This is a genomic window from Paenibacillus sp. JGP012 (genome assembly GCF_014203995.1).
GTDB classification, from domain to species: Bacteria; Bacillota; Bacilli; order Paenibacillales; family Paenibacillaceae; genus Paenibacillus; species Paenibacillus silvae.
On the sequence record NZ_JACHKG010000019.1, the window covers coordinates 17,911 to 36,531 of the forward strand.

At 45.2% G+C, this 18,621-nt stretch carries 21 protein-coding genes; 19 read left to right on the top strand and 2 right to left on the bottom strand.

Annotated features, from left to right (window positions below):
- Window positions 1-78: 78 nt before the first annotated feature.
- From HNR77_RS20375 to HNR77_RS20405, 7 genes are all read left to right on the top strand, one after another.
- Window positions 79-723, top strand: a complete 645-nt coding sequence (locus HNR77_RS20375; RefSeq protein ID WP_260410725.1) for a hypothetical protein — start codon at window positions 79-81, stop codon at window positions 721-723.
- A gap of 50 nt (window positions 724-773) precedes the next feature.
- A complete protein-coding gene (locus HNR77_RS20380; protein ID WP_184188358.1) occupies window positions 774-1,424 on the top strand; it encodes a hypothetical protein in 651 nt (216 codons plus the stop codon).
- Window positions 1,424-1,981, top strand: a complete 558-nt coding sequence (locus HNR77_RS20385; RefSeq protein WP_184188360.1) for a hypothetical protein — start codon at window positions 1,424-1,426, stop codon at window positions 1,979-1,981. The genes HNR77_RS20380 and HNR77_RS20385 overlap by 1 nt, the downstream gene beginning before the upstream one ends.
- A 64-nt stretch (window positions 1,982-2,045) precedes the next feature.
- Complete coding sequence (locus HNR77_RS20390) at window positions 2,046-2,825, top strand: SMI1/KNR4 family protein (protein ID WP_184188362.1); 780 nt, start codon at window positions 2,046-2,048, stop codon at window positions 2,823-2,825.
- A 14-nt stretch (window positions 2,826-2,839) separates the two neighbouring features.
- Window positions 2,840-4,141, top strand: coding sequence for a hypothetical protein (locus HNR77_RS20395; protein WP_184188364.1), 1,302 nt, complete (start codon window positions 2,840-2,842; stop codon window positions 4,139-4,141).
- A 37-nt stretch (window positions 4,142-4,178) separates the two neighbouring features.
- The gene (locus tag HNR77_RS20400; RefSeq protein WP_184188367.1) at window positions 4,179-4,619 is read left to right on the top strand and encodes a hypothetical protein; all 441 of its coding nucleotides are present in this window, start codon (window positions 4,179-4,181) and stop codon (window positions 4,617-4,619) included.
- Window positions 4,616-5,227: an SMI1/KNR4 family protein gene (locus HNR77_RS20405; protein ID WP_184188369.1), complete on the top strand. Its 612-nt coding sequence runs from the start codon at window positions 4,616-4,618 to the stop codon at window positions 5,225-5,227. The genes HNR77_RS20400 and HNR77_RS20405 overlap by 4 nt, the downstream gene beginning before the upstream one ends.
- Window positions 5,228-5,351: 124 nt before the next feature.
- Here HNR77_RS20405 and HNR77_RS20410 read toward each other — a convergent pair whose 3' ends face one another.
- A complete protein-coding gene (locus HNR77_RS20410; RefSeq protein ID WP_184188372.1) occupies window positions 5,352-5,696 on the bottom strand; it encodes a hypothetical protein in 345 nt (114 codons plus the stop codon).
- A 165-nt stretch (window positions 5,697-5,861) separates the two neighbouring features.
- Between HNR77_RS20410 and HNR77_RS20415 the strand changes: the two genes are divergently transcribed.
- From HNR77_RS20415 to HNR77_RS20425, 3 genes are all read left to right on the top strand, one after another.
- Window positions 5,862-6,701 carry a cupin domain-containing protein gene (locus HNR77_RS20415; protein ID WP_184188375.1) on the top strand — a complete coding sequence of 280 codons (840 nt, stop codon included), beginning with the start codon at window positions 5,862-5,864 and terminating at the stop codon, window positions 6,699-6,701.
- Between the two features lie 362 nt (window positions 6,702-7,063).
- Entirely contained in the window at window positions 7,064-7,738 is a 675-nt protein-coding gene (locus HNR77_RS20420) for a DUF1361 domain-containing protein (RefSeq protein WP_260410726.1), read from the top strand.
- 27 nt (window positions 7,739-7,765) lie between these two features.
- Complete coding sequence (locus HNR77_RS20425) at window positions 7,766-8,791, top strand: serine hydrolase domain-containing protein (protein ID WP_184188380.1); 1,026 nt, start codon at window positions 7,766-7,768, stop codon at window positions 8,789-8,791.
- 158 nt (window positions 8,792-8,949) lie between these two features.
- On the opposite strand, the gene HNR77_RS20430 is transcribed toward HNR77_RS20425, so the two are convergent.
- On the bottom strand, window positions 8,950-9,930 hold the full coding sequence (locus HNR77_RS20430; protein ID WP_311768655.1) for a serine hydrolase domain-containing protein: 981 nt from the start codon (window positions 9,928-9,930) through the stop codon (window positions 8,950-8,952).
- Window positions 9,931-10,117: 187 nt separating this feature from the next.
- Between HNR77_RS20430 and HNR77_RS20435 the strand changes: the two genes are divergently transcribed.
- The 9 genes from HNR77_RS20435 to HNR77_RS20475 all read left to right on the top strand — a co-directional run bounded on the left by HNR77_RS20435 (window position 10,118) and on the right by HNR77_RS20475 (window position 18,611).
- Complete coding sequence (locus tag HNR77_RS20435) at window positions 10,118-11,185, top strand: ankyrin repeat domain-containing protein (RefSeq protein ID WP_184188386.1); 1,068 nt, start codon at window positions 10,118-10,120, stop codon at window positions 11,183-11,185.
- A gap of 279 nt (window positions 11,186-11,464) precedes the next feature.
- Entirely contained in the window at window positions 11,465-12,769 is a 1,305-nt protein-coding gene (locus HNR77_RS20440; protein WP_184188389.1) for an SPFH domain-containing protein, read from the top strand.
- A 1-nt stretch (window position 12,770) separates the two neighbouring features.
- Window positions 12,771-13,517, top strand: coding sequence for a hypothetical protein (locus HNR77_RS20445; protein WP_184188392.1), 747 nt, complete (start codon window positions 12,771-12,773; stop codon window positions 13,515-13,517).
- Window positions 13,518-13,540: 23 nt separating this feature from the next.
- Window positions 13,541-13,912: a hypothetical protein gene (locus HNR77_RS20450; protein WP_184188396.1), complete on the top strand. Its 372-nt coding sequence runs from the start codon at window positions 13,541-13,543 to the stop codon at window positions 13,910-13,912.
- Between the two features lie 35 nt (window positions 13,913-13,947).
- On the top strand, window positions 13,948-14,370 hold the full coding sequence (locus HNR77_RS20455) for a hypothetical protein (RefSeq protein ID WP_184188399.1): 423 nt from the start codon (window positions 13,948-13,950) through the stop codon (window positions 14,368-14,370).
- A 213-nt stretch (window positions 14,371-14,583) separates the two neighbouring features.
- The gene (locus HNR77_RS20460; protein ID WP_184188401.1) at window positions 14,584-15,189 is read left to right on the top strand and encodes a cupin domain-containing protein; all 606 of its coding nucleotides are present in this window, start codon (window positions 14,584-14,586) and stop codon (window positions 15,187-15,189) included.
- A 181-nt stretch (window positions 15,190-15,370) separates the two neighbouring features.
- The gene (locus HNR77_RS20465) at window positions 15,371-16,036 is read left to right on the top strand and encodes a hypothetical protein (protein WP_184188404.1); all 666 of its coding nucleotides are present in this window, start codon (window positions 15,371-15,373) and stop codon (window positions 16,034-16,036) included.
- A 535-nt stretch (window positions 16,037-16,571) separates the two neighbouring features.
- Window positions 16,572-18,161: a methyl-accepting chemotaxis protein gene (locus tag HNR77_RS20470; protein WP_184188407.1), complete on the top strand. Its 1,590-nt coding sequence runs from the start codon at window positions 16,572-16,574 to the stop codon at window positions 18,159-18,161.
- Between the two features lie 24 nt (window positions 18,162-18,185).
- Complete coding sequence (locus HNR77_RS20475) at window positions 18,186-18,611, top strand: chemotaxis protein CheW (protein ID WP_184188410.1); 426 nt, start codon at window positions 18,186-18,188, stop codon at window positions 18,609-18,611.
- Window positions 18,612-18,621 lie beyond the last annotated feature (10 nt).

The window sequence follows — 18,621 nt, forward strand, 5'->3', positions numbered from 1 at the left end:
CTGGATTTGTTGTGCTTGCGTTGAGAGTTTCATATAATTTGGGGGATGGTTATATGGAACAATATGGGGCAAACGAGGTTGATTCAGCAACAGATTCACGGAAGAGGTGATTTTGAATTGAAACGTTTCGAGGATGAAGGGGCGTATAAATACAGCTATTATGCTGTACTGCATCGTGGTGAACGAATTGATGTCAAATGTCCTGAATGTGGAGGGCACGCTTATATCGAATGCGCTAATGGCGAAGTGCAGTGGAGATGCAGCCAGTGCTACGCTCAGGCGGTCAAAGAAGAAGACTACGAATATACCGGCAGAGGATATTGTGCAGTATGTGAGCGTTGGATTAGTGTAGAGGTAACGGATGAGAAACAGATATCCCATCCGCTAGTACATGTTACGTGCCCACACTGTGGAGCCATTAATCAGGCCGAGATGCACAAAAGACCAACCAGCCGAGGTTATTATCGTGAAATTCAAAATGGCCGAGATCCTCTCTTTGATCTGGAGTTATATTTTCTGGATCATGTACGGGGCAAGCAGATTTGGGCTGTAAACCGGGAGCATCTGAATTATCTGATTGCATATGTATCGGCTGACTTGCGAGTGAAATCTGGAGGGAAATGGATCAAAACAGCTTCGCACAGCATTCCTGCTTATATTAAAGATGCCAAAAACAGAGAAACGGTCACCCGTGTGCTGTCAAAAATGCAGCATAACTTCTAAGCTTTGCATCAGACATCGTGGATATTAGTTGAATCGGGGAGAGGGAAGCATTGAAAAAACGAATCATATTCAGTGTTATTTTGTTTGTTATCGCTATGTTGTGTATCCCTGGATTTTTTATTATGCAAACTTATGGTGTATTTCAAAAGGAAAAGGTGTTATCCGATTACGCCATTGCTGTAGATGTGCAGGGGAAATCGTATCAGACATGGCCGATCACTAACAGCTTTGCAGCGATGGATAAAAAGGGAGAAGATCGTCAGCTCTACTATCGTATAGATACGAGTGGACTTGAAAACTTGTTCCAATTGGCGTACAGAGAGTATGAGGTTAAACCCGGAGGAGATAACCCGTTTCTGGATGGACAAGTGGAATATCTGCAACCCGAGCACAAGTATGTTCGAACCGAGAAGAAATACGAGAATGCCAAAGACTTTGTAACCCTCCTGACACTGGTGGATCGTGAGGGAGACGTGATTTACACCTATGAACAAACGGGCAAAGGTGATGACAACCTGGTAAAGTCTATCATTCATCAAGGCATGAGCCGCACAAGCAACCGTGGTTCAGGACCTGCTCGTGACCCGTATCTGAACATTACGGCGTTGTTTCGTGAGAAGCTGCATGTGGATGTAAAACTGACAGTGGACGAAGAGCATAAAGTGGTAACGATTCGAATGAACAAAATGGAGGGAAAATGATGAATATGTATGGTGTACTGCATGGACCATCATACTTGGATGGACTGACGAAAAGCGAAACCGAAGGTGTGGCTCATGAGGTGGAATGGAATGGCAAGCTCCAGGCTCGTGATGGACATGATCAGTTTCATATTTTTTATTATGGTGACCTAGATGAGGATGATCTGATTCTGTGGCATGATATGACACCGTTGTTGGTTTATGCCGAACATACCGTTACCGGAGAACGTTATCTGCTGATTGATGCGGCGAAGCACGGCTATGATGCGATGCTGTGTGAGACGTACCCCGAGGAAGACGTGAACAATCGCCCCCTTCGACCTTATCTGGACGTTGAGGGTGAGGATACCTTTGAAGTTCATCTGACAGCGTTCTACAACGTGCCTTGGGATGAGGAGTTTGGCGAGGATGTTGAGGAAGATGGGACGTATGAGCTGGTTACAGGAGAACGTGTGCATTTTAATGAGGTCAAGCGAAATGGTTATGATGCATTTGCGATCCGCATTCGTAATCGGAAAGGTGTAGAAACCGAGATTGTGCAGGAAGAGCTGGCCTAAGTGGTAACGGAACTGATTTTGCCGGGGGAAAGTTGGAAAATTCAACGCTAGGAGCGATTGTCGAATGTATATTGTGTCTCATGTATTCAAGCCGGTATCTATGCAAGAATTGCAGCAAGTGGAGCAGAAGCACAGCATTCGTCTGCCTTTGGCCTATCAGCGTTGGATGCAGCAATATGGGGAGGGTACATATTCAGGCTGGATGAATGTGCAGCGACCTGATTCTGAGGTTTTGAAGCCATTTGTGGAATATGATCTTTGGGAGCATACAGACGAAACACCAATCAACCAGCAGCAGTTGCAGGAATGTGTGTGTATCGGGACTTCGGTGGATGGAGACTTTCTGGCTGTTCATGCACAGGTGGAGGGGCTGATCTGGCTTCCACGGCATGATGAACAGATCACGCTGTGGCCGTGCGGCGATCAGTCCTTCGCTGAAATGCTGGATCAGATCTACTGTGGATATTATCAAAAGGAAGAGCCTTTTAGACCCGCGTATTACGAACCATGGAATGAGAAGCGGAAGTATACTTTTTATCATTATACAGGTAAAGAAAACGGGCTTTCCATGAAAGAGCTGGCTGGTCTTTGCCAATCGCAGTTCTCGTGGGATCTGGTCATTGAAGACGAATATACCTGCAAGCTGTTCCGAGCATCAATCGGTGGGTATGTGCGCTTTAATTATGCCTATGGACGAGAGATTGCACTGTTTTTTGAGGAAGCAGAAGTGCAACAGGAGACAGAGGATCAGAAAAAGAAAGTGCAGGAAACTCTGGACATACGGAAGATACGACAGTTTCTGCTGGCACATTATTGTGCGGAAGTGAAGCAGCGAACAGAATAAGGGGGAGAAGAGGCATGAGCTGGCTTAATACAGAGATTGCTGAGAAATGGCGTATGGAAGGAAAGCGGTATGCAGACGATGTTAACACATTTGTCCGCAGCATGCTGCAGGGCGAGCAGCCAGACGAATCCGAGCTTTCAGATGATACTCGTCATACGATCAGTGCCAAAGTAATGAAAATGGTGAAGCAGGCCAACCTTCATGGGGAAGTGGAACGGCTTCGCAAGGAATTGCCGGCAGCAACCTGGCCGCTGAGCAACCATTTTCAAAATTCGATGCAGGCGGTTCAGGTTGCAGGTTATCTGAAAGAGGGAACGATTCTCTGTAATACAGGTTTGTCGTCGAATAAGGGCCAAGTGTACACGATGGATCAGCAAGGCTGGTGGCGCAGCCCGGATGCAGCATTTGCAGGCAGTTCGCCAGATGGAATGTACATTGCTCTCGCGAATAGCGAAGGGGTCCGTGTCATCCGTCAACCTGACTGCAGGCTGGAAGGAGAACAGGTGGCATTGTATCACTGGAGTGAGATCCAGGAGAATATCAGGGCCGTTTTACCCGGAATTGAATCCCTTGCGGACTCAACGCATCCCGAATATACGTTAGAAAAGCTGATACCTGTTGACCATGGGCGGACGTTACTGCTTCAGTCTGAATTGGGGATATACCTGATTGAGCAGGCGAAGGCAACGATTCTTCATCCGGATGTGGCCGAGATTCAAGAGTACGAATATGAAGATACCCGCTTATCCATGGGGCATGCTGCTGTTTCGTATGACGAACGCTGGATTGCATGGGGCAGCCAGATGAGCAGCCATACCGTTATGGATCGGAAAATGAACAAAATAGTTCAGATTGAGCCGCAATCCAGTTATCCGCATTGTGCAGCATTCAGCCGGGATCATCAGCATGTCTGGTTTAATGCATGTCATTTCTATAACGGAGTCACCATTCAGCTTCGATTAGCTGATATGGAGGGTCATGAAGACTCGGAAGAATGGCCGATCCTGGACGAGAACGCTCGTGTATATACGATGGTTGAGATTGAAGCAGGTATGATCATTGGTGATGCTTACGGTTATTTATATTGCATCAACAATGCAGGGCAGGAGCTTTGGCGGCATTTTGTCGGCTCAACGATCTATTCTCTGGCTGTATCTCCTGATCAATCACAGCTTGCAATCGGAACATATGGCGGTATGCTGCATCTTCTTGATCTGTGTTCGCAAAGTATGGATGAATACGGCATAGGCACAGGCACACTGCGTGAACTGGAGCGTTATGTTTTGTGGCGTGATGAGGAGCCGCTGCGCTGGTAATGTCGAATGAGAGATTTCAGGCTGGAGGATGATAGACATGGAACGCGAAGAGGCCGTTTTTTTATTAAAATGCCACGCATTCGCTTGTGATGATGTAACTCATCCTAAAGTGGAGCAAGGTTTTCTGGGTAGTCTTCGGCCCTTTCGCGGTCATTTAATCGAAGAGAACTTTCATGAGCTGATGAGCATATTACGCGTGCTGGCCCCGGAGCTTGCTCGTCCGGCGTTGAATCGCGAGGTAATAGCTTGTTTATGGAGCATTACTCATCTGGCGAGAGCCTGGGCGATTGAACCGGCAGGCATGCTTCGCAGTAATCATCTGATCTCGGAGGAGCAGGTGGCCGTAATGGAGCAGTGGCTCAGTATGTTCTCGTATGCAGTCATGATTTTGGTCGAAGATGGCGGAGAGCAGGAGGCCTTCTGGGAATATGAGCAGTATATACAAAATAGCGGTATCACGGAAGGGGAAGGGGTATGAAGTCTGAGCTACATATGATTATCGACAGATTACGGGATGAGATGAATCAGCTGTTGCACGATAAAATTAAGGATGAAGAGATTCGTCTGTTATATGACCGTTACCTTCAGCTGGAAGGGGTGGCAGAGGAAGAACTGGAAAGGTTCGAGCAGCAGTATAATGTTCGCCTGCCTGAGGATTTTCGGGCTTTTTACCGTCATACCAATGGTAGTGGCTATGGTCTGCATGTGCTGTATCCAGGGGATGCGGAGCAGGGGCGCTGTCTTCCGTTTTATCTGATGTCGCTGGAGGAGATGCAGGAGACCAAGCGATTTTTCTGCGATGTGGATGAGAGGCTGGAGGAGCACTATAAGGCTGAAGAAATTCGTGAGCTGGACCCGGAGATCAAGCCGTATTTATTCAACACCTCCTGGATTCCTTTTGCCGCGATGGCTGGCGGTTCAATTTATCTGTTGTTTGATTTTGATCCGGCGGAGGCAGGTACATACGGGCAGATTATTATGCATGTCCATGATCCGGACTTTGTGTATTATGCGGCTGCTTCCTTTACAGAATTGCTTCAAATGTCGAACCGCAACCTGAACCTTCTGGATGCTATTGAATACTAAGTGCACCTTGTACATTGAAATGCGGCTAGAAAATAAAGAAGATGAAAAGGCATCACGGTAGGAGCTTAATCCATAGCTCCTGCGTGATGCCTTTTGTTGGGTTAAACGTTTGGACTTTCAGGTGTTACCACTGGAAAAAACGATGACCATGGAACCCGCCGGGACCTCCAGGCCCACCGGGTCCCCCGGCTCCCCCGAGACCGCCCGGACCACCAGGTCCTCCAGGGCTGCCTATGTGCGGGCCGCCAGGATATCCCGGGTAATGCCCCGGATAGTGCCCAGGGTAGTGCCCCGGATATCCGCCATGCCACCATGGCCCCGGTCCCCCGATGGGATATGGAAAGGGCAGGGGAACAGGAACTACTGGTGGATAGGGATAAGGGTACGGATAAGGATACGGCGGTGGTGGCGGATAATACGGATAAGTAACAGGTTGTTGGGTTGTTGTTGAACCCGGTACATACGACATATAACTAGCCTCCAATGTCTGAATGGATGATATCAGCCTATGCGGCAAGGGCAGCAGCTGACACAGCAATATTAAAGGGAGTGAATTGGGCTCACGGAAATGGGCTATGGGCATAAGCTGAGGATATAGGCATCTAAACCGAGAGCGAAGGGCAGGCGTTTTATTTTGGCAACCTCATATATGGATTACACCTTACCAACCACACAATTCACCTATGATCTAAGCAAAAATCCGTTATTTAAGAAGGATGAGTATAACTACATTAACGCACTTTCAGTAAAACAGCTGAACACATTAGGTAACACATCGCTGCTTGATATTTTTCTCAGTAAAGGAAATGTCGTTGAACCTCACATTCATCAAAATGCAACCGAACTTGTTTATTGTATTAGCGGTGAAGCGGTGGTCTCCCTCATTAATCCGTTTACGAACCAACTGCTTCGTTTCCCGATTACACCCGGGCAAACTGCTAACGTCCCCCAAGGCTGGTGGCACTATGAAGTGGCGACAGCAGATCACACACATCTGCTTGCCATTTTTGATGCACCTGTGCCTGAAGCGATATTTGGCTCCGATATTCTGCGGCTGACCCCTGCCAACGTGCTGGCTCATACGTATTGTCTGAACGAACAGAAAGTGCAGGAGACTCTCGCCCCCATACAGAAAACGGTGATCATCGGCCCTCCTTCGGATTGCAAAACGCAAACGGCCCCTGCTTCGAACCCGATGCCTAATGTTGGACCTAATATCCAGCCTAATGTGCAACCCAATACGCAGCCTCATTTACAATCTAATGTGCAACCGAACATCCAACCCAACATGCAACCCAACATGCAACCTAATCCACAGCCTAATGTGCAGCCAAACATCGCACCCCATGTACCGCCTTATGTAAATCGCCTCCCATACTGGGGCACGTGGGTTGACCCTCGTATTATCCATGAGCCAGGGTGCCCTTACTACACCGAGCTTCCTGTGCAACAGAATTCAGATGAAAAAGCATAAACGATGAAGACAGAAAAATCTGGGGATAAGAACCCTGATAAACTGGTGTCGGTCAGAGCGCAAGCAGAAAAGTTGTGAACATGAGAACATAGAAAAAATTGAAGTTCGTAGTCATCGCCTCTCACTGGAGTCTTGTCTATATCAACACAAATTGGTTGTGAAAATTAAATCATACATGGATACGGACACTCATCTGAGTGTCTTATATTTTGGCGTTTCTTTTACAAAATGGAGATCGCTCAGATAGATATGGTATGATGCTAGTAGAATGTGAAGTGGTAAATATATGTAAATATTGAAGTATGATTTGGATTTTACAACAAGTGAGGTTGTATGCTTTGAAAAAACTGAATGGGTTGCACATGTTTATTTTTCTCAGTGCAGTCACGGTGGTTACAGTGGCCTTATACTACGTGGCTGCCGATTGGCTGAATCAGCGGTATTTCCGCTTCCTGATCTGGAATCTGTTTCTGGGCTGGCTTCCTTTTATATTCTCATCCATAACCTATGGGCTCAGCCAATTGAAATGGAAATTAGCGATATGGCTTGCGATTCCAAGCGGCATGCTATGGCTGCTCTTTTTCCCGAACTCATCGTATATCGTTACGGATTTGCTTCATCTGTCCTCCAGAAGTGCAAGATACGTTATTGGAAACAGTGTGAGCTTCAACTACTGGTATGATCTGAGTGTTGTGCTGATGTTTGTATGGACAGGTTTGCTTATTGGTTTCTTCTCCATGTATCAGCTTCAGGGTGTGATCTATCAACGCTTGGGGCGTGCAGCTTCCTGGATTTTTGTATTAGGAGGAACGGCACTGGCCAGTTATGGTGTTTTGCTTGGGCGTGTGTATCGGTTAAACAGCTGGGATGCACTAACGAATCGCGAGACACTGCTGCAATTGATGCATGAAAGTGTAAGCCGGTCTTCCTTGGCATTTTGTATGTTCTTTGCAACGTTCCTGATTACAATCTATCTCTCGTTATATTATTTGATTCATGCGAGAGAGTCGGGTCAACGGGATGAACGAACCAACTAATCACAAGAAGGTGCAGGTGAATTGAACATGCTGGATCATAAGAGGGCCATGGAAAAAGTGAAAGAGGTTATGGAGCAAAACGATTTCTCAGGCGTTGTTCTGTGCAAGCAGAATGGTCAGACGCTGTTTCAATTAGCGAGAGGATATGCGAATCGCAGTGATGAGCGTCTGAATGATGTGAATACACGTTTTGGCATCGCTTCGGGATGTAAGATTTTTACAGCGGTAAGTATAGCTCAGTTGGTAGAACAAGGGAAGTTTTCACTAGAGTCCAGATTACAGGATGTTCTGAATGTAACTTTTCCGGCATGGGACCCGCAGATTACGGTGCATCATTTATTGACTCATACTTCGGGCATACCCGATTACTTTGATGAGGAAGTTATGCATGATTTTTCGGAGCTGTGGAAAGACAGGCCGGTATACATGATGCAGCAGCTTCGTGATTTTCTGCCCATGTTCCAGCAGCTGCCGATGAAGTCTGCGCCTGGGGAGCGATTCCACTATAACAATGCAGCGTATATCGTGCTGGGGCTTATTGTAGAACAACATGCTTGCGTTTCCTTTGCCAGCTATGTGCAGGAGCATATTTTCAAACGATGCGGTATGCAGGATTCAGGTTATTTTCGCACAGATCAGCTTCCGCGTAATACCGCTACGGGATATATTGACGCTGAAGATGGGGGATGGACAAGCAATATTTTTTCGATTCCCGTACAAGGAGGAGCAGATGGGGGTGCATATGTGACTGCACCGGATATGCTGCGTTTCTGGGATGCTTTGCTGAGCCATACGTTATTGAGTGAAAAGATGACAAGTTACTTGTTAACACCACACGCGCATGATGAGGATGAGGAGTATTATGGCCTGGGTGTCTGGCTGGAGCTTGAGGCAGAGAAGACGATTAAATACCATGTGATGGGTTTTGATCCGGGCGTGTCCTTTATGTCAGGTGTATATCCGGAGCACGGGGTGCAGCTTGTGGTCATATCTAATCAAGAGTCGGGGCCATATCCGGTAACGCTGGCAGTAGAGCAGATGCTGAAAAAATAAAAAGGCCCTCACGCTTACCCGTGTTCCAGCTTAACAGCTTTGACGGGTGAGGGAGGGCATATCTTTCGAGTGCAGCGTGGGTGCAGCTTTCGTAAACCCTCGGTAAATTACCCGGAAGATCGCTGGACAAGGTATGCCTAATCCGCAGATTTGTTGCCTTATAAGCGAGCGAGTTTCCATAGTTCTGGAACGATCCATTTTGGAAATACATCCAGTGGGGGCTTTTCTTTTTTGCGTTTATCATTGGTCAGCACGGTTACAAGCTCCAGTTCGGGAACAACGTATACATACTGCCCTCCGAATCCTCTGGCATAGTAATAGTGCAGCGGACGATGTTGTTCTGCAGAGGTGTTATCTAATGCCGGGCTTCCGGCAATGTTCTCGTTTACTTTTGCAGGCTCGTATTGATCCACCCACCAGTGCCAGCCATAACTGCCGTGGTTGGGAGGGGACACCGCAATAAAAGGCTGCGTGGAACGTTGGACCAGGTCGCTGGATATGAGCTGTTCTTTTTCCCACCGTCCTTGCTGAAGGAAAAGTTGTCCGAACTTAAGCAAATCAGCCGGCAGCAGCTTCATCCCAAATCCACCTGTATGTACCCCCTGAGGGTCCTGCTCCCATTCATAATCGTGAATACCGAGAGGGCCGAACAGGTAACGCTCCGCATACGCGGCCACGCTCATTTCTGTACACTGCATCAAGATGGCGGAAAGTATCTGCGAGACACCTGAGTTATATTCCATGTGTGTGCCTGGTTTATGACGCAAGCTTTGCGCTAAAGCAAAATCAACCCAGTGCTCGGTTCGTGTCATACGTGGAAACGAATTTTGACCACCGAACTCGTCCCAGTTAAATCCGGCAGTCATCGTAAGCAGTTGCTCCAGTGTAATGGCTGGTTTACGCGGATCAGGATCAGAGGCAAGCTGCGGGAAAAAGGTGGATATCGGTGTGCTTGCTTCGGGGAGCAAGCCCTGATCCATAGCAATGCAGATGAGCGCGGAGACAAAGCTCTTCGTACATGAATTGATTTTGGCGATATGTGTCTCCGCTTGTGTATTGCGATAATGCGTGTAGACCACCTCGCTGCGCATACTGATCAGACAGCTTCGCAGATCGAGCGGTGGAATTGATTTTGCCAATGTATGTTGAAGAGTTGAGAGATTCATAGTGTCCTTTCTATGCGATCCTGTAAGTGTAGTTGTGAATGTAGAAATGAAAATCGTTGCCCATTATGTTAGCATAATCAGTGATGCATCTCAAAGTTTTTCATATCTAACGCGAATTGTTGTGATGTGACGAGGTGTATTTTACAAGGAGGTTAGCCTTTTGTATAAAATCGGTAATCAAGGAACGTTCCAAACATTGCCTGACCAAGCTCTTGCCATCTATGAGGGGAATGTTGCAGGTGTGGAAAAATTTTTAGATCCAAGCATGGGCCTTGGAGACAAAATATCCTTGAGCAATCATACTGAACTTACTCCGCTTGAACTTGCATTGATCTGTAACCAGCCTAAGGTAGTCAGACTGCTTGTAGAGCGTGGAGCTGAGCTTAATACCAAAAATAATCCGGCTATGCTCTATGCAGCGCGCTGGTGCGGGGCAGATACAATTCGTTATTTGTATGAGCAGGGGGCCAAATTAAACGGATTGAATCGTGTAAAATCAAGTGCATATGACGAAGCCTACTACGGCAATAAAAAGAATATCGCGGTGCTGAAAGAGCTCGGGCTGGATATCCGAAAATATGGCGGCAAGACGCTGCGCAAGGCAGTGTCTGATCATGATATGAAGACCGTGCAGTATTTGTTGAACGAGGGTGTAGATGTCAACTACAACGAGCCGGACATGGTATATCCGTACAAGGCAACACCACTCACCGTAGCTGTACGTCACAATAACATGCGAATGGTTGCATATCTTGTTGAACACGGGGCAGATGTGACGATGCAGGAAACCGATGGAGAGCGGGCTTATACGATTGCCGTTAGTCAGAAAAACACCGAACTGGCAGCGTATCTGAAGGCGCTTGAGCCTGAAGAGTTTCATGAGCTGAGCAATAAACTGTATACGTTAAAATCATATAAGCTGCCAGCAGCCTTGATCCATTTTTTAACGGAAGGTCCGCATAGAATGGAATTACCGGAGCGCCCGGCTGGCGTCGGGTATATTGAATTTTTTTCATTGACGGATACGATTGAGATGAAAATGGGGAGACAGAAGCTGCTGCGGTTATCCTCTAACCTGGATCAGTATTCTCATCTATTCATTGTGTGGAACCCAAGCAAAAAAATGATCGGTTATGCTGATATTGAACACAAAGAGCACGGTACCTTGTGTTCATTTGAGCAATTTCTGGCTGAACCTGCGGTCTATGTGGAACGTCTTCTGAATTAGCAGAATTTAATCTATAACTTGAAAACCTCTTACCTCACAACGTTGTGAATGCAAGAGGTTTTTCATGTTTTCTCTTAAATGTGCTCAAATAGGAAAAAATTCTCACGAAATATGAACTATACTAGTGCGAAAGAGGGTTGAAAATGGTAAAATAGCAATGCTCAAACATGAAAAAATAAGATAGATAGTGAAAAATGACGCAGAATGTTATTTTATGGTGATCAGAGACAGACAAGACCAAGCAAAAGTTATTAAATTTGAAGTGAGGAATACACACATATGGCTATTATTGATGTAATCAAGTACGACGGCTCTCCTGATGTGTTTGCCTGGAAGCATCCAGAGAGTGAATTGGGAACATGGACCCAGTTGATTGTTAATCAATCTCAGCAGGCTATTCTATTTAAGGATGGAAGGGCTCTTGATCTGTTCGGGCCGGGCAGACATACGTTAAGCACAGCAAATATCCCTATCCTGAACCGATTGATTAATCTGCCGTTCGGCGGGAAATCTCCTTTTGCAGCAGAAGTGTGGTATGTGAATCAGGTTAACGCTCTAGATGTTAAATGGGGCACGGCCAATCCGATTCAGATTCAGGACCCTAAATATAATATTATCGTTCCGGTCAGAGCCTTTGGGCAGATGGGGATCAAGATTGCAGACTCACGAAAATTTCTAATCAAACTGGTAGGCACACTGCCAGAGTTTAATCAGCAAAATCTAATCAATTACTTCCGTGGTTTGATTATCATGAACATCAACTCGATGTTATCCTCCTATTTAATACATAGAAAAGTAAGCGTGTTAGAGATTAATGCTTATATTGCGGAGATATCCAGACATTTTGCAGATACGATTACTTCTGCATTTGAAGAATTCGGCATCGAGCTGATCAACCTGTACATTCACAATGTCAATCTGCCTGAGGAAGATCCATCCGTCATTCGTTTAAGGGAAGCCCTCGCTCGCAAAGCCGAGATGGATATTATCGGATACACGTATCAGCAGGAGCGTTCCTTTGATACCCTTGAAGGTGCAGCCAAAAATGAAGGAAGCATGCAGTCCGACATTATGGGCGCAGGTCTTGGCATGGGCATGGGCGTTGGTTTGGGTGGTTCATTCAGCAGCGAGATGTCTCAGATGTCCAAAGTGATGTCTACAACAGAGACACCTTCTGTACACTTATGTTCGCACTGCCATCATCCGAATCAGCAGCAAAGCGCCTTCTGCAGTCAATGTGGCAAGTCCTTGGCTGTTAAAGCCATGACCACGGAATGTAATAACTGCGGGCAATCGATGCAGAAGGGGACCCGTTTCTGTCCGAATTGCGGTGATAAGTATCATGCGTGTCCTTCATGTGGAGCAGATAATGCAGAGCATGCGATTGAATGTGTTCAGTGCCGTGAACCGATGCCGAGCGCATGTCCCCATTGTAATCATATGAACACACCTCATACGAAATTTTGTGGTAACTGTGGTAAAGCTTTAGTTTTAAAGTGCAGTCAATGTCAGCACGAAGTTAAGCCTGGTCAGAAGTTTTGCCTGGAATGCGGAAACAATCTGCAACAAGGAGGGCGGACCTAGGATGATGAAACGAAGTAATATATTTATTTTAGATGTCATCTATCTCGTATGCCTGGTGCTGACTTCTCTTGTCTCATTTACGGTGTTCGCTGGCGGCTTGATATGGATGTCATTCTGGATTAATCTAGTCGCGTCTTATGCTGCGATTACAGCTTTGTGGTTGTTTGTTCGTTATGTGATGCAAAATATGGAGCGGTTTAGAAGGTTCGTCCCTGGTTACATCGCTATAGGTACGGTATTGGTCATTTATTTGGGATGTGTGATCTTCTATGGCTTGTTCACGGGTTTTGCTGATCAAGGACTGCGCTGGTTTGTCCTATTGCATGTCGTAACAGCAGCTGTCGCTTTCATGTTGTGTGCTATTCTTTTGATTTACATTCGGTCGGCAAGCCAGCACGAGAGCCTTGAGCAATTCAACGTTGCTAATCTGAGTTCGATTGAACAAGCGCTGGAGCAGCTGCTCAATACGATGCAGAATCCATCGAATCCGAGTGTAGATTATGACAGAAACAGAAAGTCTGTAGAGTCGATGATCGAGCTGGTGAAATACAGTGATCCGATCACGCCTGCTTCGATGGAGCGAGCAGATCGTCAAATTTTAATGGATATTGAATTGTTGAATGAGGAACTGGCATCACAGTATGGGGCAGGAGAAGTGATGGATAGTGGGCGGTTGGCAATGCAAATATCTCGTCTACAGTCTCGACTACGGGAGAGAAATCAACAGATTCTAATCCATAAATCATAATCCGGCATAAGGAGGGAAAAGTAGTGAAAAAGTTTTTCGGGATTATTTTAATCATTATCTCGTCATTAACCATACTGCTTTCTTTATTGTTGTTAACCCAGGGAGCAGATGTAGCAATTATAAGTACGATTATATTATTTATTCCTGGCGTTGTCGTGCTCGTTACTGGAATTAAACTGTGTGCTCGACCAAAAGCAAGAATGCAATCGGATCAATACTACGAATACTATGATCGTGAAGAAGAGTATTACGAGGACGAATATTATGAAGATGACTATGATGAGCCACAAGAACCGGTTTCAGTTAACTGCTCGGGATGCGGAGCGAAAGTGAAGGTGTATCCGAACCTGGCCGCGGATTGTGACTATTGTGGAACAACGATGCGAATTTCATAGGGTTGCATAACTTAATGCAATTAGGAGGATGTGCGTTGAGGAAGTTTTTTGGAATACTATTAATAATTTATGCCATAGTTCAAGCGATCGCATTTATGGATACTGAAAATGGAACAATATGGGCATTTATCCTTGTTGAATTTATTGTTATATTTTCCGCTATCCAATTGCTTAAGAAAAAGAAGGTTCCTCAAAAAAAGTTATATGGCGGGAACTATCGGATTGATTCATATCGAGATCATGACAATGGAGATAGTTATAGTCACTCAAGCTATACAGAGATAAATATAAACAGTGATAAGTATGATAAAGAAGATGAAGAAAAGCTGGAGGGAAATTTTGAAGAAGCACCAAGACTAGTTTCAGTAACCTGCACGGGGTGTGGAGCTAAGGTAAAGGTATATCGGCAGCAATCGGCGGATTGTGACTATTGCGGAACAGCGGTTGAGACTTCGTAAATCGTTTCGATTGGATGAGCATAAGAAAGATTGCAGCTTCACCCTGACTGAAGGGAGAGGCTGTTTTTCTGTCATACGGACTGTGGAAGATTTGATGGATTATAGCAAGGCAATTTCTTTTAAGGTTGTACAGCTCGGATGCAGTGTTAATCGTGGTTTTCTCCGCATACAGTACAACGACGAGATGTATGCCTAAGGAGGAGATGTTTCTTCATGATTAATCCGATCTTGCAGTCCCCAAACGTTCCATTAGCCGCAGATTCCAATGCTGTTGTAAACTACCGAAGAGACCCGCAGAATTATGTCACACAGCTTTTTGGGGAACAGTTGCCAACCATTGCGAATGGTTTTTTTAACGTATATCTGAGCAAAGGCACTGTCGTGCAGCCCCATTGGCACACCAATGTAACGGAAATGGTAATTGTAATCACGGGAGAGATCACAGCTTCAGTGTTTAATCCGTTCACGCGCGAACGCATTACATATCATCTGAAGCCGGGCCAGGTTTGTGTTTTTCCCAAAGGCTGGTTTCACTGGTTTATTGCCGAGACAGATGACGTGTATGTGCTGACCATTTTTGATCAGCCGACGCCTGATATTGTATTTGGCGCAGATTTTCTTGCTGCTACACCACCTGAGGTGGCTCATCGCGCATATTGTCTGGATGAAGAGGCTTACGCCAAAGCGGTTGCTTCAATTAAAAATGATGCAATCCTTGGCCCTCCGATTGGATGTGACAGTGCAGTTCTGGATCAATCCACGAAAGGAAAGGCTGCAGCGAAGCCTTTATCCACGAAGACAACTGCACAGCCTGAATGAAACGCCTCAAACCTATGTTTAACTACATCATTATTGACCAAAACCTGCGGCCACAGCCTTCGGCTTGCAGGTTTCTGCATGAATGATTAATATTGAATGGGATACTGCTTCGCAAGAGACGAGCCAGCATATCTCTTATCGCTTCGCAGAGAAGTCACACATAGAAAGTGAGGCAGCTTAAATGTCAATGTCAGAACTTGAAATGCTTGAAGTTTCTTTGAGATATGCCCCTATTGTCCTGTTTGATCGAAATGAACCGTTTTACCCTGACCTGGTAGGGGTCTCTTTGTTTGAACAGCCTGGACCATCCTCTTCTTTCCACAGAGAGATTCAATTTCCGACCGAAATCGTTCAATATGTGATCGAATATGCAATTTGGTGGGATTACGAGATTGGTCACCTCTATGAGATGGAACATGTCTGGATTCATGTGGGACATGACGGGCAAGTCGTGGATTGTGAGGCCAGCTTCCATGGCAGAATATTACGAGGATTGTTAAAAGAGAAGACCAACCTGATAGGTCAGCGGGTATGCTTGTACTCTCAGCCGGGGAAACATGCATTCTCACCGCTACCAGTGGTGTTTGAGTTACTGCCAAACCTGTATACAGCCGCCGGTCCTGATGCAGGAGAAGCAGGTTTGCTTGTAAATGAGATGTTTGAAGATTATTTTCAAACGAACGAGCAGATCGATCAGAAAGTGAAAGCTTATCTGCAAACAAAAGCCTTTATTCCAAGCATGGAATTTGAGGAGTACATATGGAAGCCGGAGATGTTTATAACTTGGGACAAGCTCTTCAAGCTCATCCCGAAGCGCATTGAGAAGTGTTTGGCAGAGCTGGAATAGAGATTAAAATGAATAATCAAGCTCTCTTTTCAGAGAGTTTGATTATTTTTTTCTGAATCTCAAATTTGGGTCTTTACTTTTTCGGGAAATGAAAATGATTACAAAAATGTAAAGTTATTATCCTGTAGCCAATCAAATGCTAATAGATTTTTGGTTTAGATAAGACGAAAGAACTATTAAGAAGTATTAAGAAATGTTAAGAAACATTAAGAAATATAGTACTGGTATAAATAAAAAGTAGTTCAAAATGATTATATAATGGATTTGAGGTAATATCTTTGATAGAGCTTATTTTTCGCGAAAACGAAAAAATGGTATGTAAATAAAAGATGATATTTATACATATTAAAATTAAAAGAGTCTTTATATTCAAAAAAAATATGCATAAAAGTGAAAAATTACAAATATTTAAACAATCTATTCAGTTTTATTACTTTTCTGTCGAAATAGATCTTATACTGTCTAGGGCTCGGCCTGGGGAAGGGGCTAGAAAGCTAAACTACATAACTGGACAAAAACACTAGGAGGAGATCATATGAAATGGTTCAGTAATTTGAGAACAGCAACAAAGATTATTTCAGCGTTTTTGGTTGTATCCTTAGTTTTGGCGACTCTGGGAATATATTCGATATTCACATTGAGAGACACGAATGATCGTATGGAGGAATTGTATAATAACAATTTAGTTTCAGTCAGAGAGCTAACCTCCGCTCAAGTTGATTATCAAAGATTGCGGGTTAACATTCGTGATTTGAATTATGAAACAGCAGCAGCAGAGCAAACGCGGGTCACTGAAAATATTGCTTCGATTCGTCAAAGTCTGGAAGAACGGTTTGCAACCTATCGACCACTTGCCACAACAGCAGAAGAAAGCGAGATGTTTCGTAAACTAGAAAGTCAGTATGAAAATTACATGAAATTATATGATCAAGGTGTTACGCTTGCACTTTCGAACGATGACGCAGGTTTTATCCAATTTTTGAAAGTGACTCTCAAACCGCCTGGTGACGAGGTTGTAAAAACATTGTCCAGTCTGGTTGAACTTAATGTAAATCTGGCACAACAAAATAATGCAAAGTCCGAGCAGGCTTATAGTAATGCCCTTACGGTAACCATTATCATGGTGGTTGGTTCTGTGCTTTTCAGCATCCTGATAGGCGTTATCATCTCCAGGTCCATCTCCAGACCACTTATGGCAATGCTTGATCTGGCAACTGAAGTAGCAGGTGGTAACCTGACGCTTAAATCAGATATCTCCAGCAAAGATGAAGTGGGTCAATTGGCAGTAGCGCTTAACCGTATGGTGGATAATCTGAGAACGTTAATCAACAACATTGTGATGAACTCCCAAAGTGTTGCGGCGTCCTCGGAGCAAATCTCCGCAAGTACACAGGAAATTGCAAGCACCAGCACAAGCCAATCCAGCGAGGCAAGCAACATTTCCGAATTGTTCAAGGAGTTGTCACTCGCGATTAATTCTGTGGCTGCTAGCGCTGAAGAAGCGGCGGAACTGTCTAATGATACCGTAAAAACGGCACGTGAAGGCGGTCATGTGGTACAAACTTCTCTGGAAGGTATGCAGGCCGTAAATATGAAGATGGCGAAGCTTGAAGAGGATTCACGCAAAATTGGCGACATTATCGAAGTCATTGACGATATTGCTGAACAGACGAACCTGCTTGCACTGAATGCTGCGATTGAAGCGGCTCGTGCAGGAGAGCAAGGCAGAGGTTTCGCCGTTGTCGCGGACGAAGTTCGCAAGCTGGCTGAACGAAGCGGTGAAGCAACAAAAGAGATTACAACGATTATTAAAGTGATGCAGGAAAATACAAGACAAAGTGTACAGGCTGTTGCTGACAGCGTGGAGCAGTCTTCCAAAACGGGAGTTGCTTTTGATCAAATTATTGAGATGGTGAACAACTCATCACAGAAAGTGAATGAGATTGCGGCCGCATGTGAAGAAGAAGCGGCTCAGGCAGCCGAAGTTATGAGCTCGGTGGAATCCATCTCGGCTTCCAGTGAGGAATCTGCGGCTGCTTCAGAAGAAACGGCGGCCACTTGTCAGTCTCTGGCACATCTGGCTGAAGAGCTTGCGAAATCTGCAGCAGCTTTCAAAACCCAGTAACTACAACGAATTGAGGGTGAAATGATGTCTTCACTTCAGAAAGAACAATATATTGAACTGGCTGTTGGCGCAGAGACCTGTGCAATTCGCATAGAAGAGATTCATGAGATTATCAAAATGCTCAGTATCACGGATATCCCGTTCAGCCGGCCTGAAATCAAAGGTGTCATGAATTTGCGTGGTAAAGTTGTTTGTGTAATGAGTCTGCGCAGCTTACTTGGCATGCCTGATGAACCTGAAACCAGAGCCACACGAATTATTGTGGTTCGTTACCGGGAAGAATATATCGGCCTAATTGTTGATCGAGTCAATAAAGTGACCACCTATTCGGAGATTCATCCGCCTTCTGAAGGACATGGACATTACCGTGAGGCGTTCTTTCAAGGGATCGGTCAACAAGAAGACGGACTGGTAGGTATTCTGAAGCTGGATGAGATATTGGGCAGTTAGGAGGAATTCA